Source organism: Bradyrhizobium sp. CCBAU 53351, from assembly GCF_015291745.1.
Taxonomy (GTDB): Bacteria; Pseudomonadota; Alphaproteobacteria; order Rhizobiales; family Xanthobacteraceae; genus Bradyrhizobium.
Genome location: NZ_CP030059.1, coordinates 1572608 through 1598773 on the forward strand (window position 1 = coordinate 1572608; position 26166 = coordinate 1598773).

General features: G+C 64.4%; 24 protein-coding genes. 17 read left to right on the top strand and 7 right to left on the bottom strand.

Annotated elements, in window-relative coordinates:
- Positions 1-4: 4 nt before the first annotated feature.
- Positions 5-1177: a 4-hydroxybenzoate 3-monooxygenase gene (pobA, locus tag XH83_RS07580; protein ID WP_194406396.1), complete on the top strand. Its 1173-nt coding sequence runs from the start codon at positions 5-7 to the stop codon at positions 1175-1177.
- 32 nt (positions 1178-1209) lie between these two features.
- Here pobA and XH83_RS07585 read toward each other — a convergent pair whose 3' ends face one another.
- From XH83_RS07585 to XH83_RS07595, 3 genes are all read right to left on the bottom strand, one after another.
- Positions 1210-3360 carry an adenylate/guanylate cyclase domain-containing protein gene (locus tag XH83_RS07585; protein WP_194406397.1) on the bottom strand — a complete coding sequence of 717 codons (2151 nt, stop codon included), beginning with the start codon at positions 3358-3360 and terminating at the stop codon, positions 1210-1212.
- Between the two features lie 18 nt (positions 3361-3378).
- Positions 3379-4047, bottom strand: coding sequence for a hypothetical protein (locus XH83_RS07590; protein WP_194406398.1), 669 nt, complete (start codon positions 4045-4047; stop codon positions 3379-3381).
- Positions 4048-4229: 182 nt separating this feature from the next.
- Entirely contained in the window at positions 4230-5354 is a 1125-nt protein-coding gene (locus XH83_RS07595; RefSeq protein ID WP_194406399.1) for an HD domain-containing phosphohydrolase, read from the bottom strand.
- Between the two features lie 258 nt (positions 5355-5612).
- Between XH83_RS07595 and XH83_RS07600 the strand changes: the two genes are divergently transcribed.
- The 14 genes from XH83_RS07600 to XH83_RS07665 all read left to right on the top strand — a co-directional run bounded on the left by XH83_RS07600 (position 5613) and on the right by XH83_RS07665 (position 20774).
- Positions 5613-5936, top strand: coding sequence for a lipid asymmetry maintenance protein MlaB (locus XH83_RS07600; protein WP_194406400.1), 324 nt, complete (start codon positions 5613-5615; stop codon positions 5934-5936).
- On the top strand, positions 5936-6301 hold the full coding sequence (locus XH83_RS07605; protein ID WP_018317043.1) for a response regulator: 366 nt from the start codon (positions 5936-5938) through the stop codon (positions 6299-6301). The genes XH83_RS07600 and XH83_RS07605 overlap by 1 nt, the downstream gene beginning before the upstream one ends.
- The gene (locus XH83_RS07610; RefSeq protein ID WP_194406401.1) at positions 6298-8391 is read left to right on the top strand and encodes a chemotaxis protein CheA; all 2094 of its coding nucleotides are present in this window, start codon (positions 6298-6300) and stop codon (positions 8389-8391) included. Before XH83_RS07605 ends, XH83_RS07610 begins: the two co-directional genes overlap by 4 nt.
- Positions 8391-8852 (top strand): chemotaxis protein CheW, encoded by a 462-nt coding sequence (locus XH83_RS07615; protein WP_194406402.1) that lies wholly within the window; start codon positions 8391-8393, stop codon positions 8850-8852. The genes XH83_RS07610 and XH83_RS07615 overlap by 1 nt, the downstream gene beginning before the upstream one ends.
- A 36-nt stretch (positions 8853-8888) precedes the next feature.
- The gene (locus XH83_RS07620; RefSeq protein WP_194406403.1) at positions 8889-10973 is read left to right on the top strand and encodes a methyl-accepting chemotaxis protein; all 2085 of its coding nucleotides are present in this window, start codon (positions 8889-8891) and stop codon (positions 10971-10973) included.
- Between the two features lie 75 nt (positions 10974-11048).
- Entirely contained in the window at positions 11049-12977 is a 1929-nt protein-coding gene (locus tag XH83_RS07625) for a methyl-accepting chemotaxis protein (protein ID WP_194406404.1), read from the top strand.
- Positions 12978-13039: 62 nt separating this feature from the next.
- Positions 13040-13522, top strand: a complete 483-nt coding sequence (locus tag XH83_RS07630) for a chemotaxis protein CheW (protein ID WP_194406405.1) — start codon at positions 13040-13042, stop codon at positions 13520-13522.
- Positions 13523-13582: 60 nt separating this feature from the next.
- Positions 13583-15391: a methyl-accepting chemotaxis protein gene (locus XH83_RS07635; RefSeq protein ID WP_194406406.1), complete on the top strand. Its 1809-nt coding sequence runs from the start codon at positions 13583-13585 to the stop codon at positions 15389-15391.
- Between the two features lie 137 nt (positions 15392-15528).
- Complete coding sequence (locus XH83_RS07640; protein ID WP_194406407.1) at positions 15529-16383, top strand: protein-glutamate O-methyltransferase CheR; 855 nt, start codon at positions 15529-15531, stop codon at positions 16381-16383.
- A gap of 15 nt (positions 16384-16398) precedes the next feature.
- On the top strand, positions 16399-17490 hold the full coding sequence (locus XH83_RS07645; protein ID WP_194406408.1) for a chemotaxis response regulator protein-glutamate methylesterase: 1092 nt from the start codon (positions 16399-16401) through the stop codon (positions 17488-17490).
- 5 nt (positions 17491-17495) lie between these two features.
- The gene (locus XH83_RS07650) at positions 17496-19220 is read left to right on the top strand and encodes a chemotaxis protein (RefSeq protein ID WP_194406409.1); all 1725 of its coding nucleotides are present in this window, start codon (positions 17496-17498) and stop codon (positions 19218-19220) included.
- A gap of 150 nt (positions 19221-19370) precedes the next feature.
- Positions 19371-19817, top strand: a complete 447-nt coding sequence (locus XH83_RS07655) for a hypothetical protein (protein ID WP_194406410.1) — start codon at positions 19371-19373, stop codon at positions 19815-19817.
- Between the two features lie 107 nt (positions 19818-19924).
- Positions 19925-20206, top strand: a complete 282-nt coding sequence (locus XH83_RS07660) for a hypothetical protein (protein WP_194406411.1) — start codon at positions 19925-19927, stop codon at positions 20204-20206.
- Between the two features lie 121 nt (positions 20207-20327).
- Positions 20328-20774, top strand: coding sequence for a CHRD domain-containing protein (locus XH83_RS07665; protein ID WP_194406412.1), 447 nt, complete (start codon positions 20328-20330; stop codon positions 20772-20774).
- Between the two features lie 46 nt (positions 20775-20820).
- Here XH83_RS07665 and XH83_RS07670 read toward each other — a convergent pair whose 3' ends face one another.
- From XH83_RS07670 to XH83_RS07685, 4 genes are all read right to left on the bottom strand, one after another.
- Positions 20821-21186: a VanZ family protein gene (locus XH83_RS07670; RefSeq protein WP_194406413.1), complete on the bottom strand. Its 366-nt coding sequence runs from the start codon at positions 21184-21186 to the stop codon at positions 20821-20823.
- A gap of 77 nt (positions 21187-21263) precedes the next feature.
- Positions 21264-22850, bottom strand: coding sequence for an EAL domain-containing protein (locus XH83_RS07675; protein WP_194406414.1), 1587 nt, complete (start codon positions 22848-22850; stop codon positions 21264-21266).
- A gap of 465 nt (positions 22851-23315) precedes the next feature.
- Positions 23316-23477: a hypothetical protein gene (locus XH83_RS07680; RefSeq protein WP_194406415.1), complete on the bottom strand. Its 162-nt coding sequence runs from the start codon at positions 23475-23477 to the stop codon at positions 23316-23318.
- A gap of 216 nt (positions 23478-23693) precedes the next feature.
- Entirely contained in the window at positions 23694-23867 is a 174-nt protein-coding gene (locus XH83_RS07685) for a hypothetical protein (RefSeq protein WP_194406416.1), read from the bottom strand.
- Between the two features lie 1038 nt (positions 23868-24905).
- Between XH83_RS07685 and XH83_RS07690 the strand changes: the two genes are divergently transcribed.
- Positions 24906-25193, top strand: coding sequence for a hypothetical protein (locus tag XH83_RS07690; protein ID WP_194406417.1), 288 nt, complete (start codon positions 24906-24908; stop codon positions 25191-25193).
- A gap of 42 nt (positions 25194-25235) precedes the next feature.
- Positions 25236-25652 carry a hypothetical protein gene (locus XH83_RS07695; RefSeq protein WP_194406418.1) on the top strand — a complete coding sequence of 139 codons (417 nt, stop codon included), beginning with the start codon at positions 25236-25238 and terminating at the stop codon, positions 25650-25652.
- The last annotated feature ends 514 nt before the right edge of the window (positions 25653-26166 follow it).

Sequence of the window (26166 nt, forward strand, 5' to 3'; positions counted from 1 at the left end):
AAAAATGAAGGTTCAGGTCTGTATCATCGGCGGCGGGCCGTCCGGGCTATTGTTGTCCCAGCTCCTGCACCTCAAGGGCATCGACACGATCGTGCTGGAGAAATACAGCCGCGACCATGTGCTCGCCCGGATCCGCGCCGGCGTGCTCGAGCATGGCTTCGCAAAGTTGATGCGCGAGGCGCAGTGCGGCGAGCGGATGGACCGCGAGGGCGAGATTCATACCGGCTTCGAGATCGCCCATGACGGCGTGCTGTCCAAGATCGACCTGCACAAGCATTCCGGCGGCAATTCGGTGCTGGTCTACGGCCAGACCGAGCTGACGCGCGACCTCTACGAGGCGCGGGACCGCCTCGGCGGCAAGGTCGTGCACAATGCGGAAGACGTGATGCCGCACGATCTGACGTCGGACCGGCCCTACGTAACCTACCAGTCGAACGGCGCGACGATCCGCATCGATTGCGACTACATCGTCGGCGCCGACGGATTTCACGGCGTCAGCCGCAAGTCGATCCCGAAGGACGTTCTGCGCGAATATGAGAAGGTCTATCCGTTCGGCTGGCTGGGCGTGCTGTCACGCACCAAGCCGGTGTCGCCCGAGCTGATCTATGCGAAGCACGAGCGCGGCTTTGCGCTGTGTTCGCTGCGCTCCCAGGTGCTCAGCCGCTACTACATCCAGGTGCCTTTGACCGACAAGGTCGAGGACTGGAGCGACGATGCATTCTGGACCGAGCTGAAGCGCCGCCTGCCGGGCGAGGTCGCCGGCAATCTGATCACGGGGCCGTCGATCGAGAAGAGCATCGCACCGCTGCGCAGCTTCGTCGCCGAGCCGATGAGCTATGGCCGGCTGTTCCTCGCCGGCGATGCCGCCCACATCGTGCCGCCGACAGGCGCACGCGGGCTGAACAGCGCCGCGTCCGACATCTACTATCTCTATCATGCTCTGCTCGCACATTATCAGAGCGGCGATGATGCCGGCCTCAAAGGCTATTCGGCCAAGGCGCTGGCGCGGATCTGGAAGGCGCAGCGCTTCTCCTGGTGGATGACGATGCTCCTGCACCGCTTTCCCGACCGGCTCGACTACGACGATCGGCTGCAGCAGACCGAGCTGGACTATCTGCTCTCCTCCGAGACGGCGCAGCGTCTGCTCGCGGAGAACTATGTGGGGCTGCCGTTCTAGGGTAATGGCGTCGGCGCGCTTGGCTGGCTACGTCACTTCCCTTCCAGCGTATTGACCGGTGTCCAATCTGTTGGCGGCGGACTAGCGGCGAACGCCTGCGCGCGCCTGGCAAACAGCGCCGACGCCGGATCGGTCTCCGCCATCCGCCCGAATGCGTCAGCCGCTTTCGCAAAATCCCGCGCGCGCCAGCAGGCGAGCCCCTCGGCATAGGCGGCGGCCAGCTTCGTCTGATCGGTGCTCTCCGCGCCCCTGGCCGCCAACGGCTCGAACACCTTGATCGCCTCGCCGCGGCCGAGCACCCTGATCGCGTCGAGCTCGCGCCAGGCGAATGTATCGCCGGTCTGCACCATCGTCGTTTCGGAGGCCATGATCGCGGTGCCGTAATATTTGTTGGCGCCCTCGAGCCGCGAGGCGACGTTCACGGTGTCGCTCATCACGGTATAATTGAAGCGGCGGCGCGAGCCGATATTGCCGACGACGGCCTCGCCGCTGTTCAGCCCGATGCGATGCGACAAGCCGTGGCCGGCGAAGGCAGGGTGGCCGGCATTGAGCTCCGCCAGCGTCTCGTGGCACCTCAGCGCAGCACGAACCGCGTTCGTGGCGTGGGCGGGATCGTCGGCCGGCGCGCCGAACATGGCGACGATGGAATCGCCGATATATTTGTCGACATAGCCGCCGTGGCTTTGGATGACGTCGGTCATGGCCGACAGATATTCGTTCATCAGCGTCACCAGTTCGACCGGCGTCATCGCCTCGGCGATGGACGAGAAGCCGCTGAGGTCGGAGAAGAACATGGTGACGCTGCGCATCTCGCCGCCGAGCGCCGGCATCTTGCCGGATGCGACCATGGTCTCGATGACTTCGGGCGCGAGATAATAGGCAAAGCTCCTGCGCAGGAAGCGCTCGTCGCGATCGGCCAGCACGAAGCGGTAGCCGATCATCGAGGCGAGGGCTGCAAGGCTCGCGAGCGCAGGCTCGGCGAGCGGCAGCGCCGTCGCATGAACGAAGACGCCAACGGCCATTGCGGTGTAAACGGCGGTGAGGACGAGCCAGACGGCCAGCGCACCGGTCGGCACGAGAATCGAGGCTGCGCAGGCAATGAGTGCGGCGAACACGATCGTGAGAATGGTCCGCATCGGAAAGCCGAGCTCGGTGACGGCGTCGTGCTCCATCAGGTTCCGGACCGCGGTCGCGTGGACGAACACGCCTGCGACGTCGCTGCGGGCTTTCTGCGGCGCGCTTGCCGGCGCGGGCAGGGCGCATCGTGCGGCCGGCGTTCCATCATAGCCGCCGGACAGGCGCATCGAAGTGAGCTTGCGGTCCTCGAAATTCAGCACCGTCCCAAGCAGCACGACCTTGCCGTCGAACGCGCGGCGGAAGAAATCGCGGTCGCCCTTTTCAACGCAGGCGCGCAGGTCAGCGAAGGAGAAGGTCGGGATGTCGCGTCCCAGCCCTCGGAAATTGAGCGCCATCGTATTCGGCACTGCGCTCGGGATCGCGTAGCCGGACAATTCCGTCGCGCCGGAAGGCGCAATCTCGGGCTTTGCACCGGTGGCGCGCGCAGCGAGCTCGACCGCCATCGCGGGGACCGGCCGCCCTTCGATGGCAAAGCTCAGCGGCATGCGCCGGATGACGTCGTCGTGGTCGGTGTGGACGTTGAGCGCCCGGACGGTGTTGCGCACGGCCACTTGCTGGGCGCGGTAGGGCACTTCCGGATGGTCGTTGCTGAGGATTTCGCCGAGCACCAATTTGCCGCCGTCGGAGATTTGCCGCAGCGCGATCAGATAATCCCGATCGAAACCTTTCATGCGGCCGCCGAGGGCGGTGTCGCCAAAGGGAATCTCCGACTGCTCGATCGAGTTCTTGAAGATGACGTCGAAGCCGATCACCTTGGCGCCGCCTTCGGTGATGCTGTTGAGCACCCGGCCGATCTCGCGGGTCCAGGTCTGCGTCGGCGATCCCTGAAAGGGCGGTGTCTCGTAGGTCTCATTGTCGATTGCGACGACGACGACGGGCGATGTCGCGGGATCGCGGCGGTCGCCGATGATCCTGCCGCGCAGCGCCGTGAGGATGTCGAGCGAGAGGCCTTGCAGGACCTGAAGCGGCGGGGACGTGAAGATCGCGCCCGCAACGAGCGCAATCAGAACCGCTGCAACGATGTCCCGTCCCCCGATCCGCCGCATCGCCCCGTCGCTAGGCCGCTATTCGAGCCGCAGCAGGCGGCCGATGATCGGGGTCGGCGATGCCGTGGCGCTGGCGTCGACCTGGAAGGTGTAGCGCTTGGCGCCGAGGCTTGCGAGATAGCTGCCGCCCGGGGTCAGTGATTTCCCGGCCTTGGCGAAATCATAGAACTTGCCACGGGTCATGACGTCGCTCTTGAGCGGTACGCTGATCGTGGGCTCCTTGCCGTCGGTGCGCTCGATCACCAGGGTGCTGCCGCTCTTGGCCTGAACGATCGGCGCAACGCCGTAGATCGTCGGCAATTTGGACGGAGCGGCCTTGGCGTCGGACCGCATGGTCCGGAACGTGGTTGCGGCACTCTGATTCGCTTCGCGTTCGGAGAGCTGGGCCGCCTTGGTGTCGCAGGGCACCTTGGCGCGTTGCACGTCGCCGAGCTGCACGGTGCTTTGCTCGGCGCCGACCAGTACGACGCCTTCGCTGATCGTCTCGCGCAGGCAGGATTTGAGATAGCTGAGCGTAATGCTGGCCTTGGGTCCGAGCTTGATGATCTTGCCCGCCGCGACATAGTCCATGAATTCGATGCCGTCGACCTTGCCTTGCACATCCTCGACGATCGCCGCAGGGGTCTCCGCCAGGGCGGGGGCCGCAACACAGAATGCGCCGACAGCGGCGCCGATCAGGCTCTTCATGGGAATTCTCATCCAGTTCGACCGACGTATGACCGGTCCCCGTCCTGGTTCGATGCTTAGCAGCACGGCGTCCAGGCAAGTGTGACCAGAATCACTCTTTTTCGTTGGTGCCACTCTAGCAGGAACAGGTTCAACCCGGCGACCGGAGAAACCGGAGCCGCGGCAAGCCGTTGGTCGAACAGTCAGGCGGCCGGGACGGCTTCGGCCGGATCGCTCTCCGCTGCCCTCTCTATATCGGCAACGGGCGCGGCTTCCGCCGTCTGAAACGGCGTCGCCCGTTGCCCCGCGGCGATCTCCACCACCTCGCTCCAGCGCGACAGGAACGCATCCACGCAGGCCGGGTCGAATTGCCGCCCCTGATTCTCGATCAGGTAATGGCGCGCCGTCTCGAGCGGCATCGGCTCCTTGTAGGGGCGTCGCGTCGTCAGGGCGTCGAACACGTCGGCGACCGCGACGACACGTGCGGCAACCGGGATCTCGTTCGCCTTGAGGCCGTTCGGATAGCCCGCGCCGTCCCAGCGTTCATGATGACCTGCGGCAATTTGCGCACCGAGCTGGATCAGCTCGCAGCCGGAATCCGCCAAAATCCGTTCGCCGATCGTCGCATGCGTCCGGATCACCGCCATCTCCGCGTCGGTGAGCTTGCCGGGCTTGAGCAGGATATTGTCGGGAATCGCGACCTTGCCGACGTCGTGCAGCGGCGCGGCGAGATAGATGTCGCGGCAGAGCCGGGCCGGCAGGCCGAGCTGCTCGGCGATGATGCGGCTGTAGCGGGCGACCCGCAGCGTGTGCTCGCCGGTGTCGTTGTCGCGGTATTCGACCGCGAGCGCGAGCCGCAGGATGATCTCCTCCTCGCGCTCGCCGAGCTTTCGTGTCGCTGCTGCGACTTCACTCGCCAGGTGCGCGGCACGATCGCTGAGCTTGCGTACGGCTGCACCAAGCTGAACCAAATTCCGCAGGCGCACCGTCATCTCGACGCTTTGCGGCGCCTTGGGCAGGAAATCGGTTGCACCGGCCTGCAGCGCTTCCATCTTGACGTCGTCGGTCTGTCGCGAGGTGATCATCGCGATCGGGATGTCGGCACAGCCGGGCAGGGACCGGAAGACGCGGATGAAGCTGATGCCGTCCATATGCGGCATCTCGTAGTCGACCAGCACGAGGTCGAAAACGCGCTCACGCGCGCAGGTCAGCGCTTCCACGGGATCGAGGAAGGTCGTGGCTTCGACCAGACCTTCGGCCTCGATGTGACGTTTCAGGAAGTTGAGGACGGAGCGGCTGTCGTCAACCAGGAGCGCTTGGGTCAGCATGAAGGGGCCGGGCTCTCTTCGCTGGCAAAGGCAGGAACTCATGCATACGCGTGCCAATTTAACGCGAAGCAAATGCGCGGCACGCGGCGCATCACTCGCCACAGCGCGCACGTAGTTTCACGGAGCTGTGCACGTCTGCATGCACTTGCGCGAATTCCGAGAGAATGTGACCCGTAGTTGTACGGACCACTCCGTTAGGAGTTTGCTCATTTGATTCACGTCAAACGTGTATCGGAATTTAGCAGAGGCGGGGCAGCGATGGCGCTCAATCCGACGGAGCCGAAGTGGTCGTTGCGGTTGCCCGCCGATTGCAGCATAGCGGCCATTCGCAGTGTCTATGATCTCATTCGCGAGGCGTTCGGCCGCCAGCAGCGGCTCGAGATCGACTGCTCGAACGTCGACAAGGCCGACGTCACCTCGATCCAGCTTCTGCTGTCGACCGCCAAGACGGGCGAGGCCCAAGGCCGCCCGGTGGTCCTCACCTCCTTCTCCCAGTCTCTGCGTAACACCCTTCGCCGCGCCGGCTTCGCCAGCGAGGCGATGATCGATCAGCATTTCCCGCAAAAGAAAGATGGCACCTAATGGCCACGATTCTCACGGTCGACGATTCCCCAAGCATCCGGCAAATGATCAAGGTCGTGCTCGAGCCGGCCGGTCATAGCGTGATCGAGGCCGGCGACGGTGCGCAAGGGCTCGCCAAGGCGCAGGCCGGCAAGCTCGATCTCGTGATCACCGACCTCAACATGCCCGTCATGAACGGGCTGGAGCTGATCCGGGCGCTGCGCAAGCTGCCGAGCGCGGTCGGCATGCCCATCGTGTTCCTGACGACCGAATCCAACGACACGGTGAAGCAGGAAGCCAAGAGCGCCGGCGCCACCGGCTGGATCACCAAGCCCTTCAAGCCCGAGCAATTGCTGGCCGTGGTCGGCAAGCTGGTGCGCGCATGAGCGCGATGGACCCGACCGAGATCTTCCGTCAGGAAGCCGCCGAGCTCTTCGAAGTTCTTGAAGGAGCCCTGCTCGATCTCGGCCTGCGTCCCGACGACCGCGAACTGGTCGATTCCGCATTCCGCGCCCTGCATACGATCAAGGGCTCGGGCGCCATGTTCGGCTTCGACAAGGTCGCCTCCTTCACCCACGAATTCGAGACCGCGTTCGACCGCGTCCGCAAGGGCGAGATCAAGCCGACGCAGGAGCTGATCTCGGTCGCGCTCGCCGCCAAGGACTATATCCGCGCGCTGATCGAGGATCCCCAGTCGACCGACGACGTCATCGGCGAGGCCATCCTCGACGACCTCAAGCGCTTCGTCACGGCCGACCAGCCTGCCGCTGCGGTCGTCGCGATCGCCGAGGCGCCGCCGCTGGCCCCGGCCGAGAGCAAGCAGGCCGGCTGGCACCTGTACCTGGAATTCGAATCACACATCCTGCGCAACGGCTCGAACCCGCTCGACCTGCTGGAAGATCTCTGCAAGCTCGGTCCCTGTTTCGTCGTGCCCGTCACCGACGGCATTCCGCTGCTCGACGAGATGGAGCCGGAAGACTGCTATCTGAAGTGGGACGTCAAGCTGCACGCGGTCTGCGACAAGGACGCGATCGACGACGTCTTCATGTTCGTCCAGGACGAGATGAAGCTGACGCTCTCGCCGCTCGCGCAGGCCGAGGCGCCCGCGCCTACGCCGCTGTTCCAGTTGCTCGACGAGGAGCCGCTCGTCTCCGAGATGGCTGCGCCGGTGGTCGAGCCCGCGCCCGTCGTCGAACAGCCCGCCGCAAAGACGGAATCCGAAGCCGCATCCGAATCGAAACCCGAGATCAAGCGTGAGGCGGCGCCCGCGCGCCGCGAGGAGGCCAAGCAGGATCGCGGCATTGCCACCGTCCGCGTCCAGGCCGAGCGCCTCGACGAGTTGATGGACCGCGTGGGCGAGCTTGTCATCGCGCAGGCGCGCCTGAGCCAGCTCGCTTCGTCCGGCTCCGACCTCTCGATCAAGATGATCGCCGAGGAAATCGAACGTCTCGCCTCGTCCCTGCGCGATACCACGATGGGTGCGCGCATGGTGCCGATCGGCTCGCTGTTCGGCCGCTTCCGCCGCCTGGTGCACGACCTGTCGCGCGATCTTTCGAAGCCGGTCGAATTCGTCACCACGGGCGAGGACACCGAGCTCGACAAGACCATGATCGAGTGTCTCGCCGATCCCCTGGTCCACCTGATCCGCAACGCCATCGATCACGGCATCGAGGATACGGCCACGCGCTCCGCCAACGGCAAGACCGAGCAGGGCCGCATCGAGCTGGCCGCCGTTCACTCCGGCGCGCAGGTGCTCGTCACCGTGAAGGACAATGGCGGCGGCCTCAATACCGCGCGCATCCGTGCGAAAGCGGAAGAGCAGGGGCTGATCGCCGCTGGCGCCGTGCTCACCGATCACGAGATCCATCAATTCCTGTTCCACCCCGGCTTCTCGACGGCGCAAACCATCTCGGCCTTGTCCGGCCGCGGCGTCGGCATGGACGTGGTCAAGCGCACCATCGAGAACATGCGCGGTTCGATCGACCTCTCGACGAGGCCCGGCCAGGGCACCACGGTGACGCTGCGCCTGCCGTTGACGCTCGCGATCATCGAGGGCCTCCTGATCCGCGTCGGCGAGGGCCGCTACATCATCCCGCTGTCCGCGGTCGAGGAATGCATCGAGCTGACCGCCGAGGACGAACGCTCGCGCGGCCGCAATTTCCTCAACGTGCGCGGCAATCTCGTGCCCTTCCTCCGGCTGCGCGAGATCATGACCGCCTCCGGTGCGCCCGACCAGCACCAGAAGACCATCATCATCTCGACCGGCGAGACCCACGTCGGTCTCGTCGTCGACCAGATCATCGGCAACCACCAGACCGTGATCAAGTCGCTCTCCAAGCTGCACTCGGACGTCACGATCTTCTCCGGCGCGACGATCCTGGGTGACGGCACGGCGGCGCTGATCCTCGACGTCGCCCAGCTCGTCGCGTTGGCGCAGTCGAAGGTCGAAAAGCAGCACATCAGCGAGGCGGCGTGATGAACGATGGTTTGACTGGCGAGCGTCAGACGGGCGCGATGCAGGTCGTGATGATCGGTCTCGGCGAGGAAAAATTCGCTCTCGATGCCGGCCTCGTCCGCGAGATCATCGACCCCGTTCCCGTGACCAAGGTCGCCGGCGCGCGGGCCTTCGTTCCCAGCGTGATCAACGTGCGCGGCAACGTCATTCCGCTCGCGGACCTGCGCATCCGCTTCGGCATGCCGCAGCTCGACGACTCCGCCGACACGCGCATCGTCGTCATCGAGCTCGAGCTGGACGGTGAGCCGGTTCTGGTCGGGGTCACCGCCGACAAGGTCTACGAGGTCACCGAAATCTCGCAGACCGACGTACAGCAGACGCCGCGCGTCGGCATGCACTGGAAGCCGGAGTTCATTCGCTTCATTGCGAAGTGGCGTGAAGAGTTTGTCATCGTTCCGAACATGGAACGCATCTTGAACTGAAAATCGGTCTCGAGGACCGTGGGCTTGGGGGCTCAAATGCGATTTACGATCAAGGCGAAGCTGGCGTGCGCGTTCGGCGCGATCATCGTGTTGTCGGGTTTTACGGGCGGGCTGGCCTATCTGAAACTCGCGGATCAGGTCGAGGTGTCCGCGGATTTCGTCGTGCGCGCCGCGCGCATCGACAAGGCCGGCGAGCTGCAGAACAACGTGCTCTATCAGACCAGGGCGGAGCGCGACATCATCCTCGCCTCCACTGACGCGGAAATGCTGAAGCTGGTCGACGACATCAAGAAATATCGCTCCGATGCCAATCGTCTCCTCAGCGAGATCAAGGCCACCGCGTCCGATTTCGGCAGGCAGTTGCTGGACAAGTTTTCGGCGGCCTACGACAAGATGAACGCCGGCGAGGATGCGATGCTCGTCCATGCCCTGAAGAACTCGAACTATCGCGGCGCCCAATTGTGGTCGTCCGACGGCGTGCCGGTTCTGAAGCAGTGGAACGACGCTCTCGATGCGTCCCTCGTCGAGTTGAACCGTTTGCCGCCATCGACCGAGAAGAGCAGCGCGCTTCTGGCGAACAACGCCATCAGGCTGGAAGGTGTCCGCCTGCAGCGGCAGGTCGCCTTGTCGTTTTCGGCCTCGAGCATGGAAGAGCTGAACGCCGCGATCAAGGCGATCGCGCAGGAGGACGACGCGCTCAAGGCCGCGGTCAAGCAGGCTGTCGCTCCCCTTTCCGCGGTCGGCCTATCGCCGACGAGCATTGTCACTCAGACGGACCGTCTCTTCAATGTCGTCTCGCGTGCGGTCGAGATCGTCAAGGACGGCGGCAATATCAAAGCGACGGCGATGGCGGCAACCGAAGGAAAGGCGAACGCTGCGGAGGCCATCGCGACCTCGGGCGAGTACATCTCGCTCGTGAAGAAGCAGATGACGGAGATGTCGGCGGCCTCCGTGCAGGAAGCCGGTCGGGCCAAGATCCTGCTGATCAGCGTCATCGGATTGTCGCTGCTGCTTGGCGCGACGTCGGCGATCATGATGGCCCTCAGCATCAGCCGCGGCCTGTCTCGCGCGGTCAATCTTGCCGGTTCCGTCGCAAATGGCGATCTGAGCCAGACGATCGCCGTCAAGAGCAACGACGAGATCGGCGACCTCGTTCGCTCGCTGAATGCAATGGTCGAGAAGCTCCGTCAGGTGGTGTCGGAAGCGCTTACCGCCGCCCAGAACGTATCTGCCGGCAGCCAGGAGCTGTCCGCCAGCGCCGAACAGCTGTCACAAGGCGCGACGGAGCAGGCTTCCTCGGCGGAAGAAGCCTCGTCGTCCATGGAAGAGATGGCGTCCAACGTGAAGCAGAACGCCGACAACGCCAACCAGACCGAGAAGATTGCCGCGCAGTCGGCGCGCGACGCCGAATCCAGCGGCAGCGCCGTCGGGCGTGCCGTTCACGCGATGCAGACCATCGCCGAGAAGATCACGATCGTGCAGGAGATCGCGCGGCAGACCGACCTGCTCGCGCTCAACGCGGCCGTCGAAGCCGCCCGCGCCGGCGAGCATGGCAAGGGCTTTGCGGTGGTCGCCTCCGAAGTGCGCAAGCTCGCCGAGCGCAGCCAGGCCGCCGCCGCCGAAATCGGCACGCTGTCGACCGAGACCGTCAAGGTAGCTCAGGAAGCCGGAGAGATGCTCTCCAAGCTGGTGCCGGACATCAAGAAGACGGCGGAGCTGGTTCAGGAGATCACGGCGGCCTGCCGCGAGCAGGACGTGGGTTCCGCGCAGATCAACCAGGCGATCCAGCAGCTCGACAAGGTCGGCCAGCAGAACGCCAGCGCATCCGAGCAGGTCTCCTCGACCTCCGAGGAGCTGGCCTCCCAGGCCGAGCAGCTGCAGTCGACGATCTCCTTCTTCCGTATCGACGAGGCCGCACGCAAGTCGGTGGCCGCTCCCCAGGAAGTCGATCGGGCCGTTGTTCAGCTTCGCGCCAAGGCGGCCAGGATGGCCACGGTCGATCGTCGCGGCAAAGCGCCGGTAGCGAAGCCGGCACGGGCCCTGAAGGCCGCCGGCGGCGGCGGCTTCGCCTTCGATATGGATGACAGCGGCGACGACCGCGACGCCGAGTTTCAACGCTAACATTCTTCCTGGGGAGAAGCGCAGTGAAGCGCTTCTCCCGAGATCACGCCGGGCCGAACGCGAAGGACTTCGAGGATGAGATTCACAGTTAAAGCAAAGCTGGCCAGCGCATTCGGTCTGGTCATCGTCCTGTCCATGATCGCCGGCGGCGTTGCGTACATGAAGCTCGGCGACATGATGGCGACGGCCGATAGCATGGTCCTGCGCGCCAAGCGCATGGAAAAGGCCACCCAGATCGAGAAGGACATCCTGCTCCAGCTCCGGGCGGAGAAGAATGCCATTCTGGGGACCGAGGCCGAAGCGGAACAGTTCGCCGCCGACGCCGCCAAGCGTCGCGAGCACGCGACGAAGACGCGGGATGAAGTCCATGCTCTGGCGAGCGAGGCCGGCAGAAAGCTGCTCGATAGCTTCGCCGGCGTCTACGCCAAGATGAACGCGTATCAGGAAGAGACCATCCGGCTCGCGAAGACCGACAAGGCGAAAGCGACCGAGCGTTCGATGAACGAGGGTCGCAAGGTGGTCGCGGACGCCATGGAGTCGATGGGCGTCTATGTCGAGAACACCAAGACGCAGATGGCCGAGCAGGCCGCTCATTCGAAAGAGGAAGGGCACCAGGCACAGTTCATGCTGATGACGCTGATCGGCGTGTCGCTGGTCATCGCGGTCGGAGCTGCCGTCTGGATTTCGATCTCGATCAGCCGTTCGCTCGGCCGCGCGGTGGGTCTTTCCAACGCGGTCGCGATCGGCGACCTCAGCCAGACCATCGAGGTCCAGAGCAACGACGAGGTCGGCGACCTCGTCAAGTCGCTGAATGCAATGACCGCGAATCTCAACGCGACTGCGGCGATCGCCAACGAGGTCGCGCAAGGCAATCTGGCCGTCGAGGCCAAGCCGCTTTCCGACAAGGACACTTTGGGAATCGCCCTCGAGCGCATGATCGCGAGCCTGAACGCCAGCGCAGAAGTTGCCAACGAGATCGCGCGCGGCAATCTCACGGTCGAGGCCAAGCGCCTCTCCGACAAGGACAAGCTCGGCATTGCCCTCGAAACCATGGTGCAGAGGCTCCGGCAGATCGTTTCCGAGGCCCTGACCGCGGCGCAGAACGTCTCGGCCGGGAGCCAGGAGCTCTCCGCCAGCGCCGAGCAGCTCTCGCAAGGGGCGACCGAGCAGGCTTCGTCCGCGGAGGAGGCCTCCTCGTCGATGGAGGAGATGGCTTCCAATGTGAAGCAGAATGCTGACAACGCCAATCAGACCGAGCAGATCGCGGCGCAGTCGGCCAAGGACGCCGAGGCCAGCGGCGCTGCCGTCGGCCGTGCGGTCCAGGCGATGCAGACGATCGCCGAGAAGATCACCATCGTCCAGGAGATCGCGCGCCAGACCGACCTGCTCGCTCTCAACGCCGCGGTCGAAGCCGCGCGCGCCGGCGAGCATGGCAAGGGCTTTGCCGTCGTGGCTTCCGAAGTGCGGAAGCTTGCCGAGCGCAGCCAGGCGGCAGCGGCCGAAATCGGCACGTTGTCGGCCGAGACCGTGAAGGTCGCCCAGGAAGCGGGCGGCATGCTCTCCAAGCTGGTGCCCGATATCAAGAAGACCGCCGACCTCGTTCAGGAGATTACCGCGGCCTGCCGCGAGCAGGATGTCGGTGCGGCCCAGATCAACCAGGCGATCCAGCAGCTCGACAAGGTCGGCCAGCAGAATGCCAGCGCCTCCGAGCAGGTGTCCTCGACCTCCGAGGAACTCGCCTCGCAGGCCGAGCAGCTCCAATCGACCATCTCGTACTTCCGGATCGAGCAGGCCTCGCGCAGCGCCAAGGCCGCGCCGCAGCAGGTCGACCACGCTGTCGGCCAGCTCCGCGCCAAGGCGGCGAAGATGGCAGCGGCCGACCACGGCAACAGAAGGCCCGCATCCAAGCCGGCGCGCGGTCTGAAGGTCGCGGGTGGTGGGGGCGGTTTCGCTTTCGATATGGACGAAGCCGACGACGATCGCGACGCCGAATTCCAGCGCTAACCAGCTGGTCCGGCCGACGCCGGACCAACGTCCCGGACACACCCGACCGAGTGGAACGCACCATGGCCGCAACCTCGCAATACCTGACGCTCGGTCTCGCCGGCGAGACGTTCGGCATCAGCATTCGCAATGTCCGGGAAATCCTGGACATGCGGCCGATCTCACGGCTGCCGCACGCGCCGGATTTCCTGCTCGGCATGATCGACGTCCGCGGCAGCGGCTATCCGATCGTCGATCTCAGGACCAAGCTCGGCCTGCCCAGCGTGTCGGCCACCGAGGCGACCCGCATCATCATTCTCGATGTGCCGATGAAGGGCCGTCTGGTTGGCGTCGGTTTCGTCGCCGATTGCGTCTTCGAAGTCACCGACATCGACGAGCAGGCGATCGAGCCCGTGCCGGAGGTCGGTGGCAAGTGGCAGTCCGACTATGCGGCCGGCATCGGACGCAAGGGTGAAAAGTTCGTCATCATTTTCGATCTCGCCAAGTTGATGGCACATGACGAGATCCCGGAAGGAAGCGATGCGGATGCATTCCGCGCCGCGTGAATTGAAGAGCGTAATGCGTTGCCAAGTGAATAAACCCGATTAGAACCGATGAGATAGACCATGAGATTCACTGTCAAGGCCAAGCTCGCAAGCGCATTCGGCGTCGTCATCCTGCTCTCGATGATCGCCGGCGCGGTCGCCTATCTGAAGCTCAACGATACGGTCAATACAACCGAGCACCTGTCGGCGCGGGCAGCCCGTCTCGCCAAGGTCGGCGACCTGCAGCAGAGCGTGCTTCTTCAGGTCCGCGCGGAGAAGAACACGATCCTCGCGGCGACCGAAGCGGACCAGGAAAAGTTCGTCAGCCAGATCGCGCAGCTTCGCGAGACTGCCTTGAAGATCAAGGATGAGGTCTATGCCGGCGCGAGCGAGGCCGGCAGGAAGATGATCGATACCTTCGCCAGCACCTATGCCGCGTCGAACAAGGTGCAGGACGAAACCATCAGGATGGTCAAGCAGGATAAGGTCAAGGCCGCCGAGCACTCGATGAACGAGGGGCTGAAGTCGACGACGCTGGCCCTGAACGCGGCGAACGACTACATCAACTACGTCAAGAAGGCGATGGCCGAGGAGAGCGCCGAGGCGCGGCACGAAGGCAGCAAGGCGATCACCATGCTGCTGGCGCTGGTGGCCGCATCTCTGGTCATCGCCGTGGTCGCCGCGGTCTGGATCGCCCTCAATATCAGCCGGGCGCTGGCGCACGCTGTCGGGCTGGCCGATGCCGTCGCGATCGGCGATCTCAGCAAGAAGATCGATTCATCCAGCAATGACGAGATCGGAGATCTGATCAAGTCGCTGAATGCGATGACGGTGAACCTCAATCAAACCGCGGCCCTCGCCAACGAGATCGCGCAGGGCAACCTCACGGTTGAAGCCAAGCCGCTCTCGGACAAGGACACGCTCGGCCTTGCGCTCGAGAGCATGGTTGTGAAGCTCCGCCAGATCGTGTCGGAAGCGCTGACGGCGGCGCAGAACGTCTCGGCCGGCAGCCAGGAGCTCTCCGCCAGCGCCGAGCAGCTCTCGCAAGGCGCGACCGAGCAGGCTTCGTCCGCCGAAGAAGCGTCCTCCTCGATGGAGGAGATGGCTTCCAACGTGAAGCAGAACGCCGACAACGCCAACCAGACCGAGAAGATCGCCGCGCAATCGGCCAAGGATGCCGAAGCCTCCGGCGCAGCCGTCGGCCGGGCCGTCAACGCGATGCAGACCATCGCCGAGAAGATCACGATCGTGCAGGAGATCGCGCGCCAGACCGACCTGCTGGCGCTCAACGCGGCGGTCGAGGCCGCGCGTGCCGGCGAGCATGGCAAGGGCTTTGCCGTGGTTGCCTCGGAGGTGCGCAAGCTCGCCGAACGCAGCCAGGCTGCGGCGGCCGAGATCGGCACGCTGTCGACCGACACCGTCAAGGTGGCGCAGGAGGCCGGCGCGATGCTCTCCAAGCTGGTTCCCGACATCAAGAAGACCGCCGAGCTCGTCGAGGAGATCACCGCGGCCTGCCGCGAGCAGGACGTCGGCTCGGCTCAGATCAACCAGGCGATCCAGCAGCTCGACAAGGTCGGCCAGCAGAACGCCAGCGCGTCCGAGCAGGTGTCCTCGACCTCGGAAGAGCTCGCCTCGCAGGCCGAGCAGCTGCAGTCCACGATCGCCTATTTCCGCATCGAGCAGGGCGCGAGGAGCCAGGCGCCGGCGCAGATCGACCGGGCGGTGAGCCAGCTGCGCGCCAAGGCGGTGACCATGGCGGCTGCCGAGCGTCCGGCGAAGAAGGTCGTGCCGGCCAAGCCGGCGCGCGCCGTGAAGGTCGCCGGCGGCGGTGGCTTTGCCTTCGACATGAACGACGGCGAGGACGATCGGGACGCCGACTTCCAGCGCTGACGTGTCGCGGCGGATCGGCGCGCAGCCAAGAGCCTGCCGATCCGCCCCCGTTCTTCCAGTAGAAGCGTAGGATTGCAGATGGCCAGGATGGCCCGACATTCAGTGCAAGCGACCGTTGGTGACTGGAGCCGGCATCCATGATGCCCGCCGTGCAGGATACCGCCGTCCATCTGTCGGACCGGCACTTCCGGACCATCGCCGAGCTCATCGAGGGGCAGGTCGGCATCAAGCTGCCGCAGGGCAAGCGGCTGATGCTGGAGGGGCGGCTGCACAAGCGCGTGCGCGCGCTGAATTTCTCCGACCTCAACGAATATGTCGAGAACCTGTTTGAGGCCGATCATTTCGACACCGAGCTCACGCATCTCATCGATGTGGTGACGACCAACAAGACCGACTTCTTCCGGGAGCCGCAGCACTTCACCTTCTTGCGCGATGTCGCGATCCCCGCCTTGCTCAAGTCCCATGGACGCAAGAATGCGAACCTGAAGATCTGGAGCTCGGCAAGCTCCACCGGCATGGAAGCCTACACGACCGCGATGGTGCTGGACGACATGACGCGGAACGGCTCGCGCTTTCAGTACCGCGTCCTCGGCACCGACATCTCGACCGCCGTGCTGCGCCTCGCCAAGACTGCCATCTACACAAGGGACGTGGTCGCCCCGGTGCCGGAGCCCTTCGTGAAGCGATATTTCCTGTCGTCGCGGGACAAGTCGCGCGGCGAGGTGAGGGTGGTGCCGGAATTGCGGCGCATGACTCATTTCATGAGGATGAACCTCATGGACGCGTCCTATCCCGTCGATCGTGACGTCGACATCATCTTCTGCCGCAATGTCCTGATCTATTTCGACAAGCCGACCCAGCGCAAGGTCGTCCAGCAGCTCTGCAGCCATTTGCGGCCGGGTGGATATTTGCTGGTCGGGCATTCGGAATCGATGATTCACAGTTCCGTCCCGGATCTGAAGCAAGTTCAGCCGACGATTTTCCAGGTCTGATTGGAGCCACACCAGATGCCGAAGGAGAAAGTTCGCGTACTGATCGTGGACGATTCGGCGTCGGTGCGCCAAATCCTGCAGACGATCCTCAACGACGACCCTGATATCGAGGTGATGGCGACGGCCTCCGATCCGTTCGTGGCGGCGCGTCGTCTCCAGGACGAGATTCCCGACGTCATCATCCTCGACCTCGAGATGCCGCGCATGGACGGCATGACGTTCCTGCGCAAGATCATGGCGCAGCGACCGATCCCGGTGATCATCTGCTCGTCGCTGACCGAGGAAGGCTCGAACGTGATGTTCGAGGCGTTCGAAGCCGGTGCGGTCGACATCGTGCCGAAGCCGAAGATCGACACGCGGCAGGCGCTGCTCGAATGCTCGACGCGGCTGCGCGAGGCCGTGAAGTCGGCGGCGCGCGCGCGGGTGCGCCCACGCGCGGAACGTCGCGCCATCGAGAAGAAGCTGACCGCCGACGCCATCATCCCGCCGCCGGTGCAGGGCAGGGTCCGGCCGACGACGGAGCGCATCGTTTGCATCGGCGCGTCGACCGGCGGGACCGAAGCGCTCAACGACGTTCTGGAGATGCTGCCGGCGCATTCCCCGCCGATCGTCATCGTCCAGCACATGCCGGCAGGCTTCACCGCCGCGTTCGCCAAACGGCTCGACGGCCTCTGCCAGATCAGGGTCAAGGAGGCCGAGGATGGCGAGCCGGTGCTGCCGGGCTGCGCCTATATCGCGCCCGGCGCCCGGCACATGCTGCTCCAGCGCATCGGTCTGCGCTACCAGATCGCGATCAAGGACGGCCCGCCGGTGTCGCGGCATCGCCCCTCCGTCGACGTGTTGTTCCGCTCGGCGGCCCAGCACGCCGGCGCCAACGCGCTCGGTGTCATCATGACCGGCATGGGCGATGACGGCGCGCGCGGGATGCTGGAGATGCGCAAGCTCGGCGCCTCGACGCGGGCCCAGGACGAAGAGAGCTGCGTGGTGTTCGGCATGCCCAAGGAAGCCATCGCCCATGGCGGCGTCGAAAAGGTCGTCTCGCTGCATCAGATCCCGCGCGAGATCATGCTCTGGTATCAGGCCGGCCACGCCGCGGTGGCGGGTTGATGGCCATGTCCACCGTTCCGGCCAACATGCTCGCTGAGGCGACCGCGGCGATCGAGGACGTCTCCTCGCGCATCGAGGACGTCTTCGCGCGCGTCGGTCACGAACTCGGGCGCGGTCACCTCATCTTCCAGGAGCTGAACCAGGGCTTGGCGACGCTCTCGGGCGAGCTCTCTGGCGCCGAGATCGAAGGCGCCGCGACCGCGCTGCAGGAGATCGCCGCGCGGCTGAGCGAGCTGGAGCGGGCGTTGCCGGCGGAAAGCGCGCTGCTGCAGACGATCGGCAAGAGCACGGCGGAAGCGTCTTCGCTGCTCAAGCCGCTGTTCAAGCACATCCAGATGATCACCATCATCGCGCGCAGCGCGAGGATCGAGGCGGCCTCGCTCGACGGCGACCGCGAAGGCTTTCTCGCCTTCACGCAGGAAGCCTATGATCTCGGCAAGGCGGTGCAGCGCTCGATCGAAGGCTGCGCGCGCGACCAGCAGCGCCTGTCGGAAGCGGTCGCCACCGCCTCCGGCCGGCAGAAGGACTTCGAGAGCCGCTACCGGGCCCAATTGATGTCGGAGAGCGACGAACTCGGCGCGGCCTATTCCGGGCTGCGCGACCAGCGCAGCAAGAGCAGCCATCTGGCCGATCGCGCCAGCTCCAGCACCAGGAAGATCGCCGAGGCGGTCGGCAGCGCGATCATCTCGCTGCAGGCCGGCGACAGCACGCGTCAGCGTCTCGAACACGTGTCTCACGGTCTCGGCCTCGCGTCGGCCACCGCGCCGAGCCTCGTCCCCGAACCCGTGACGAGCGATCACGGCATGCGCGTGATCTGCCATTTGCAGGCCGCGCAGCTGAGGGATGCCCAGCGCGAGTTCGGCGGCGACATCGGCCGGATCGTCGGCGCGCTGACCGCCATCCTGCGCGACGCGGGCAGCGTCGCCGGCCACGGCCGCACGCTGTTCGGCGGCGAGGAGGACGGCTCGTCGTTCCTGACGCGCATCAAGCAGACGCTGGCGCACGCCTCGAACCTGATCGCCACCTGCGAAAGTGCGGGCCGCTCGGTCGACGAGGCGCTCGCGATCGTCGAGGACACGCTGGCAAAATTTCGCCAGGCCATCGCCGGGCTTGCCGAGGCGACGGTCGACATCACGCTGATCGGAATGAATGCCGGCCTCAAGGCGAGCCATCTCGGCAGTCGTGGCAGCGCCTTCGTCGTTATCGCCAACGAGCTCAAGGCGACCGCCGACCAGGTCTCGGCGGGCGCCGGGCGCCTGCGGCCGGTGCTCGACGGCATCGAGCGCTCGGCCAATGAGCTGAAGGAGCTGCGCGTGCAGGGTGACCCCACGCAGCTTGCCAAGCTCGAGCCGCAGATCCTTGTGGCGCTGCGCGAGGTCGAGGCCGGCAATGAACGGCTCGGCAAGCTGATGAGCCGGCTCGTGAACGAAGGGGCGGAATTCGAGCGGCTGATGAATTCGGCGCAAGGGCAGATGACCACGCTCGGCGAAAGCTCGGCGGCCTTGCCTGCGGTCGCCGCGCGGCTCGAGACGGCGAGTGCGGGTGCGCAGCGGCTCCAGGTGGAGCTGCAGGATCAGGCGATCCTGGACGATCTCTTCGCGCGCTACACGATGGAGCGCGAGCGTGACGTTCATCGCGAATTCCTGCACGCGCTCGGACTGGTATCGGCCGCCGCCTCGCGCCGGGTCGAGGCCGTCGAGACTGCGGACGACGGCATAGAATTGTTCTGACGGCGCCGCCGGCACCGCCTCGCGCGGCGGCGGCAATTTGATGTGTTGGTTTTGCAGGGCGTTAACCGTGGCGGAATGCTCGCCGCATCGGTCATTGTCGCGCCGCACAGTTGGCTGCAAATACCGGTCAATTCTACGGTGGATGTTTCCATGATGAGAGACGGCAAATACGCGGCCTGGTTCAGGACCCCGCGCGCGCAGGGCACGGGCATCGTGCATCTGACGGAAGGGCGGATCTCCGGCAGCGACAGCTTCTTCACCTATGGCGGCTCCTATCGGTTCGATGACGAGCAGCGCTTCACGGCGGTTCTGACCACGCGGCGCCACGCTGATGGTCCGCCGACCGTGTTCGGTCTGGACGAGGTCGAGGTCGAGCTCGCGGGCGTGTGCAGCGGTGCGATGGCGACCTGTTCCGGAACGGCCAGGCAGGCGCCCGACGTGATGTTCGAGGTGACGCTGATCTACAGCCAGGACGAGGTGCCGGCCGCGGAGGCTCGCGGCGCCGTCGTGAAGCTCAACGACAAATTGCCCAAGGGCCTCGACAGCCGTTCGCGGCCGCGCCAGTTCCCGGCACCTTCGAAGCCTTCCGCATCTTAGTCTTGCGTTGACGCTGTCGCGTGAAACGGGCCGTGCGTGCGGCGCGGCAACGTAGCATTCAGGTGCACGAGGCTAGCATGAGGCCGCTGTAAAGGACGGACGAAAACATGCCTCAGATCTGGATGACCTACGACGAGCTGGCGACACTCAGCGGCTGCACGCCGGCAGAAGCCAGGATGCGCGCCCTGCATTTGTCGCTCGACCGCCGCAAGAGCCGCGACGGCGCAACGCGCGTCAAGCTCGACCTGGCGCTGACGGCGAAGTTCTTCGCATCGATCCGCGACGCGGATTTCGATCTCGACGGTGCCATCGCCGCGCTCCAGAGCACACACCGGCAGATGGCCGAGCTGCTGGCACCGACCGGGTTCCGCGAGCGCGGGGCGGCATAAGCGCTTCGCGCTCGGAACTCCGATAGCTCATCGCGAATCAGGCATAGTCTCGTCTTCCGGAAGATATCGCCGGAGCCGGGGTTTCAACCGAGACGGGTCTTGGTGCCCGCAGGAGAATGCCATGAGGAAAGCCAAGTATCGGATCGGCGTGACTTCGTTGGGAATGGCGATGCTCGGTGGGCTGCTGATCGTCACAGCCGCGCCGTCACATGCGGATGTCGTCAAGCTGCAGGCCGACCTCAAGGGCAGCAATGAAGTGCCTCCGAACAACTCCACGGGTTCAGGCAAGGCCGAGGCCGCATTCGATACCCAGACGAAAGTCCTGACCTACACGGTCACCTATGCCGATCTCTCTGGTCCGGCGATGGGAGCTCATTTCCATGGTCCGAGCGAAGCGGGCAAGAACGCCGGCATCGCTTTGCCGTTCAAGACGGTCCAAAGCCCGATCCAGGGCAGCGCCACGCTGACCGACGCTCAGGCAGCCGATCTGTTGGCCGGGAAATGGTACGCGAACATCCATACGGCTGCGAACCCGGGCGGCGAGCTGCGCGGGCAGATGATGAAGTAGGGATGATGTCCCCGCGGCGCTGAACAAATTGTCAGCGCCGTGATTGTCAGGCTGGCGGCCGGGGCAGGAAGGCCAGGATCGTCTGGGCGAGGATGACGCCGACGGTCCCGCCCGCCGCCTTTTGCAGCACGTCGAGGAAGCCCGGATCGCGATCGGGGGTCAGCGCTTGCAGGACTTCCAGCCCCATTGCGACGGCCACGACGAGCGAGCAGGCCAAAGCGAGCCGGCCGGGCAACAGGAAGGACAGCAGGAAGCCGAGCAGGCCATAGGCGCTGAAGCGCTCGATCACGACGATCCAGTAGGCTTCGCTATGCCCCATCAGCGCCGGCCGTCCCGCCAGTCTTGCCAGGGTGGCATAGACGATAAGGGCGAGGCAGATTCCCGCGGCTGCGATGAGGTGATTTCGGCGCATGGCCCAGCATAGCCCCTCGGCTGCGATCCCGCTTTGAAAGACGAGAATATCGTTAAAGCATCCCCGGCGGGATCCGGTCAGGCGACCAGGACATCGCCGGCCGGCGCCGCGGACGCGGTATGGCGGCGTGACGCGACGAGCTCGTTGAATTTGGCGAAGGGAAGCGGTGCGGCGACGAGATAGCCTTGTCCTTCTTCGACGCCGGAGGCGATCAGCGCACGGCGCTGCTCGTCGGTTTCGATGCCTTCGGCGACGACCGTCATCCGGAAGTCCTTGGCGAGCGCGACCAGCATCTCGACGATCGTCGTGGTCGATGCATCCACGGTGATGGTGTCGACGAAGAACTTGTCGATCTTGATCGTGTTGGCGCCGAGCCCCTTCAGCCGCGACAGTCCGCTATGACCCACACCGACGTCGTCGATGGCGACGCGGAAGCCGTGGTCACGCAGCTCGGCCACGACGGAAGCGGCGCGTGCGAGATCGTCGAGCTCGTCGCGTTCGGTCACTTCGACCACGATCTGGCGCGTGGAGATTCTCGCCGCCAGGACCGTGCGGCGCAGCGTTTCGATGAAGCCGGCACTCAGCAGGTGCTTGGGCACGACGTTCACGGACATCTTGAAGGTCTTGTCCGCCCTCAGCACGGCCTTCAGGTCGGAGAGCGCGGATCCCAGGATCTGCCAGGTCATCACCTGGATGCGCCCGCTGGATTCGGCCAGCGGAATGAAATTCATGGACGGCACCACCGAGCCGTCTCGACGAACCCAGCGCGCCAGAATCTCGCAGCCCGTGATCCGGCCCGTCCTGAGATCGAAGATGGGCTGGTAATAGGGTCTGAATTCGCCGGCTGCGAGAGCGCGGTCGAGATCGGCGACCGGCCCCTCCATCCGGCGGCTGCGTGCCAGCAGGATGCCGAAGAGTGCACCAAGTCCAAGGGCCACCGCGAGTGCCGGCCAGTAAGCCTCGTTGTTCCAGCTCGAGAGCACTGCGTGCTCGAGCCGGATCGTGGCATGAAGCGGCAACCGCGTGGAATGCCGCTCGAAGCTGATCGGCCCTGGCAGGGGCCTGTCGGCATCGAGCCGGAATTCACCGAGCTTCTCGCCATTGCTCAAGGCGAGGATCACCTCGCTGTGCGCGCGCAGCTCGGCGGGCATGAGATCGAACAGATTGGCGTTGATGCCGACGATGGCAACCAGCGCGGAGCTGCGATTGACGTCCCTGAGCACGCCCAAGGCGTCGCCGCCGAACTGCTCCACGCGAAACAGGGAAAGCTTCTTGTCCTGCGAGGGCAGCATGTCGCGACGATCCGCCCATCCCTTGTCGAACTCGAGCGTCTCGGAATAGGCCGAACAGATCACCGATCCGTCCGGATTGACGAGACGGACGTCCTTGATCGCCGAGCGCTGGTAGACGTGGAGCCGGATGGCTTGCAGCGCTGCCGGTGCGCAGCTGGCAAGATCGCGCTTGGCGAGTTCGTCGAGGCTCGCCGCTGCAAAATCGACAGCGAGTTCGGAGCGGCGCAGAACCACCTCGGTCAGCTCGTTCAGCTGGTGCGCCTGCTGGTGGCGAATGACTGCCTCTGCCGCAAAATGGCCCGCCAGCCCAAACGCCATCATGCTCGCAAGCACGAGCGCTACAAACGGAAGGTTCGGTCGCTGGTGTCTCATCCGGTCCGGGCGGAATTCAGGAGAGGCAGGGGACTAGGCTAGCGAATTATCTTGAGAACTATCTTGAGCGCTATCTTGGGAATTGATCCTAGCCAGCGGGGGCTAAGATAGGGTTTAACGGGCCGACCGGCGCGGATGGGCGACCGAGTGGTTGCCTGACCAATGGTCACGCGGCCCGAGCATGAAAGTTGAGCAGTATGATCAGGACGTTAAGCCTCCTCCTCCTGTCGTTGGTCGTCGGAAGCTCCGTGGCCTTGGCGCAGGGGACCAAAGACCAGCCCGCGGGCAATCAGCCCACCACACGCAGCGGCACGGCGACGAATTCCGGTTCGGACAGCATGGGTGGTGCTTTCAAGGGGACAGGGACCCCCAACTATGGAACCAGCCCCGGGATGGGGTCCCAGAAGAAGACGCGCAACTAGCCTGAGGCGCCGGCTGATCGGCTGCAAAGCGGCCGATCGAGTCTCACCGTCCGGGCCGGTGGCTCAGGGGGATCGCCTCCGGATAGGTGGCGCTGGAATTGTGGATGTAGGGGCCGGGGCGGTGGGTGGCCCGCAACCGGAGCACCACGAAGGCGATGTTGATCGCCAGCCAGACCAGGACCGCGGAAATGGCAAAGTGGAGCACTGCCAGACCTCGCTGTGGGACCGGAATCAACCTCCAAGCGTGGGTTTGGTTCCGTCCCGCCGAGGTAACGGCGCCGGAAAGTATTGTTGCATCTGCGAGGTGACCGTAGGCCTCCGGGGTGACCTGCCGGTCTTGTCGTTGAGGTCGTTCGTCATCACCGCCACGCGGGAAATCGTTCTGCAAGGCTCACGGCGAGCGTGGCCGCATTGCCGAGGCCTACGTCTTCTTTCCCGTCTTCGACTTTAACGAAAGACCAAGCCGCAAGGCCATGCGCTTAATCGCATCCGGCGAACGGCCGAGAAGTTTCGCCGCCTCCTCCAGCGAGGCTGAAGACTTGGCCAGCTCCATGAGCCGGCGGTCTTCCTTGAACGACCAGGGCTTGCGCGCCATAACCGAAACCATCCTCTTCGACACAATGACAAAGCCGCCAAGCGACCCATGTTCGCTCGACGGCTTTGCTTGGGTGGGGCCAGGCTTGGGGGAGCCTGGTGCGAAGATGGATATGCGATCGGCGAGACTTCGCAACAAGCAACGCGGATTAAGCTAACTGCTCAACCTTACTGCGATGAAGTCGGCACGGGACGCCCCGTATAACCACGGTATTTCGTGGCGAATCCGATGCACTGCGCTGCCGGTGGCGATGGTTGGAGCCGACGAAGTCGCACCGACGACGGAGGCTTTCCGTCAGTCGCCGCGGGCTGTCTGGAGCCCGCTGAAGACGGTCGTCATCATGTGCGTCATGAACGAGGGTTCATGGCGTCGCCGCGTCGAGTTCTGGTAAAAAGAAGAAAGAGAGCCTCTTCTCCGCGCTTGGTGCCCTCGCGTGCCGACCAATCTTCAAGCACCACGTTGCACAAACTTCATGTTCGTCTGACAAAAGTTTCAGCGGTGCTGAGCTTGAAGTCGACACACCGAAAAGATGAAATGAGCGCGGGAGGAGCGTTCCGGCAAACGTGGGAACATTCCAGATGTTGGCTGTCTTGGTTTTGATTTCGATTTTCGCAGCGGGCTTTTGCTGCGGCTATGGTGTGCGGGCGTGGCGCTCGTGGAGGCGATCGGCACGATATCGTCTTTACGCACCCTATACTCCGGCCTCGATGGAGGCCGGTCGAGCTCAGAGGCCATCGTAATCAGGGCATGCCACCCCGATGAATGGACGTCGGGACGACGCCGAAATAACCATGGGCGGTTAGGTTAATCCGTCGCCGTCCTTGAGCGCTTTGGAAAGGCAGCCTAAGACGGAACAATTGATAGCGAAAGTTTGGCCGCTCCATTTTTCCGGGGCGCGCAGGTGGGCATAGATGACGTATCTCATTGCGTTGCTGGGCGCGACGATCTGCGTCCTCATTTCGATTGCGTTTGTTTGCAGCTATGGCCGGCGTCTGAAAGATCTTCCGGGTCCGTGGATCATGAACGAGGGTCATTCAAATGATTGATCAACGGCACAACGCCCCCCGCAGGTATTTCGTCGACGCGCAAGGGCATCGTGTTCTGATCGGCCTGTCGCTGCAGGAGACGGCGGAATTCGAAGCGCTGGATGTCGCAGCAGAGAGGCCGCAAATCGTGACCGAGACCGGCATGGGCAAGGCTGCCGCCGCGGTTGACGACGTTCGATGGCTTGAGCTCTACTCCAAGCACGAAGGCGCCTGGCGGGTGTGGATCGCACGGAGCCAGGCGGAGCGGACGCCTGATTTAGGCTTTGTTAACTATGTCTGACCGATGGTAGCCGCCTAAATCTCGAATGTGGGGATGGCCCAAATGTTTCAGCTGTTCCTGAGAGCGCGCGCACACAATCTTCTCGGCTCCCGCCGCGAGGACAAGGGTTTCAAGGCCCGCTCCGCGGAGCGTGACGCGGAGACCGACCGCACGCGGATCGGTGCGGTCATGGCGGCGATCGAAACGGCGTTGCAGGAAGCGGAGAGAGAGCAGGCCGGCCTCAACCGGCGTGTCGACGACGCACTTGCGCGTGCATCCGTCACCTTCGGAAACGGCACCGACGAGTATCTCGAGCGCGAGGCGCTCGACAATCACCACCAGGACCTTTTTGCGGCCGACATCTCGAACGGCCAGCGCCGGCTCAAGGAATTGGCGACCAGCATTGCGCACCTGAAGTTCGTCAAGACCGCAATGCTGACGCGCTTCCCGGACTTCAAGCCGCCGCAGCTCAATAGCTAGAGCGGATTGGCTTTTGGAGTCGATCGGTCAAAGTCGAGAGGCCTGAACCACTCGACCTTCTTGGCCCAGTCACGCAGCGTCTGCGGCGCGCAGCGGATCTTGGCCGCGAGGTCGCCGCCGCCCACCGCGACGGGAGCTTGTTGGCGCGATCCAGAATTATCCGGCCCAGACCTTCAGACAAAATTGTTCGTCGTCTTGCTTATCATGGCTCCATCCGCCCAAGAGTTGGAGCCTCGGCAAACCCGCGGCAGTTCATAACGAGGCTATTCCGAGCCCGTCCCAGGTTTTTCGGAGACAGTCCTAGCAGTTGGCGCAACCGCCTCGGCCTATCAGTCCTCACGAAACTAGCGGATCCAGCCCTGGATTTTTCAGGTGGGCGTTTCACTCGACGTTTTCATCGGACGAAATAATGCGCCGCACAAATGACCGAGGGTGCAGGCGCCTTACCCTGACCACTTGGTGCGGTCGCCCGACATTGGTGGTGGTGTTTATCTCACAGCACAATCTGATTGAT

What these genes read in the sequence shown, in the direction of transcription:
- XH83_RS07625 (WP_194406404.1), top strand. Translation starts at nt 11,049, where the DNA reads ATGAGATTCACAGTTAAAGCAAAGCTGGCCAGCGCATTCGGTCTGGTC.
- XH83_RS07615 (WP_194406402.1), top strand. Translation starts at nt 8,391, where the DNA reads ATGAACGATGGTTTGACTGGCGAGCGTCAGACGGGCGCGATGCAGGTC.
- XH83_RS07650 (WP_194406409.1), top strand. Translation starts at nt 17,496, where the DNA reads ATGTCCACCGTTCCGGCCAACATGCTCGCTGAGGCGACCGCGGCGATC.
- XH83_RS07685 (WP_194406416.1), bottom strand. Translation starts at nt 23,867, where the DNA reads ATGGCGCGCAAGCCCTGGTCGTTCAAGGAAGACCGCCGGCTCATGGAG.
- XH83_RS07660 (WP_194406411.1), top strand. Translation starts at nt 19,925, where the DNA reads ATGCCTCAGATCTGGATGACCTACGACGAGCTGGCGACACTCAGCGGC.
- XH83_RS07665 (WP_194406412.1), top strand. Translation starts at nt 20,328, where the DNA reads ATGAGGAAAGCCAAGTATCGGATCGGCGTGACTTCGTTGGGAATGGCG.
- pobA (WP_194406396.1), top strand. Translation starts at nt 5, where the DNA reads ATGAAGGTTCAGGTCTGTATCATCGGCGGCGGGCCGTCCGGGCTATTG.
- XH83_RS07605 (WP_018317043.1), top strand. Translation starts at nt 5,936, where the DNA reads ATGGCCACGATTCTCACGGTCGACGATTCCCCAAGCATCCGGCAAATG.
- XH83_RS07635 (WP_194406406.1), top strand. Translation starts at nt 13,583, where the DNA reads ATGAGATTCACTGTCAAGGCCAAGCTCGCAAGCGCATTCGGCGTCGTC.
- XH83_RS07595 (WP_194406399.1), bottom strand. Translation starts at nt 5,354, where the DNA reads ATGCTGACCCAAGCGCTCCTGGTTGACGACAGCCGCTCCGTCCTCAAC.
- XH83_RS07630 (WP_194406405.1), top strand. Translation starts at nt 13,040, where the DNA reads ATGGCCGCAACCTCGCAATACCTGACGCTCGGTCTCGCCGGCGAGACG.
- XH83_RS07640 (WP_194406407.1), top strand. Translation starts at nt 15,529, where the DNA reads ATGATGCCCGCCGTGCAGGATACCGCCGTCCATCTGTCGGACCGGCAC.
- XH83_RS07610 (WP_194406401.1), top strand. Translation starts at nt 6,298, where the DNA reads ATGAGCGCGATGGACCCGACCGAGATCTTCCGTCAGGAAGCCGCCGAG.
- XH83_RS07695 (WP_194406418.1), top strand. Translation starts at nt 25,236, where the DNA reads ATGTTTCAGCTGTTCCTGAGAGCGCGCGCACACAATCTTCTCGGCTCC.
- XH83_RS07590 (WP_194406398.1), bottom strand. Translation starts at nt 4,047, where the DNA reads ATGAAGAGCCTGATCGGCGCCGCTGTCGGCGCATTCTGTGTTGCGGCC.
- XH83_RS07670 (WP_194406413.1), bottom strand. Translation starts at nt 21,186, where the DNA reads ATGCGCCGAAATCACCTCATCGCAGCCGCGGGAATCTGCCTCGCCCTT.
- XH83_RS07675 (WP_194406414.1), bottom strand. Translation starts at nt 22,850, where the DNA reads ATGAGACACCAGCGACCGAACCTTCCGTTTGTAGCGCTCGTGCTTGCG.
- XH83_RS07690 (WP_194406417.1), top strand. Translation starts at nt 24,906, where the DNA reads ATGATTGATCAACGGCACAACGCCCCCCGCAGGTATTTCGTCGACGCG.
- XH83_RS07600 (WP_194406400.1), top strand. Translation starts at nt 5,613, where the DNA reads ATGGCGCTCAATCCGACGGAGCCGAAGTGGTCGTTGCGGTTGCCCGCC.
- XH83_RS07655 (WP_194406410.1), top strand. Translation starts at nt 19,371, where the DNA reads ATGATGAGAGACGGCAAATACGCGGCCTGGTTCAGGACCCCGCGCGCG.
- XH83_RS07620 (WP_194406403.1), top strand. Translation starts at nt 8,889, where the DNA reads ATGCGATTTACGATCAAGGCGAAGCTGGCGTGCGCGTTCGGCGCGATC.
- XH83_RS07585 (WP_194406397.1), bottom strand. Translation starts at nt 3,360, where the DNA reads ATGCGGCGGATCGGGGGACGGGACATCGTTGCAGCGGTTCTGATTGCG.
- XH83_RS07645 (WP_194406408.1), top strand. Translation starts at nt 16,399, where the DNA reads ATGCCGAAGGAGAAAGTTCGCGTACTGATCGTGGACGATTCGGCGTCG.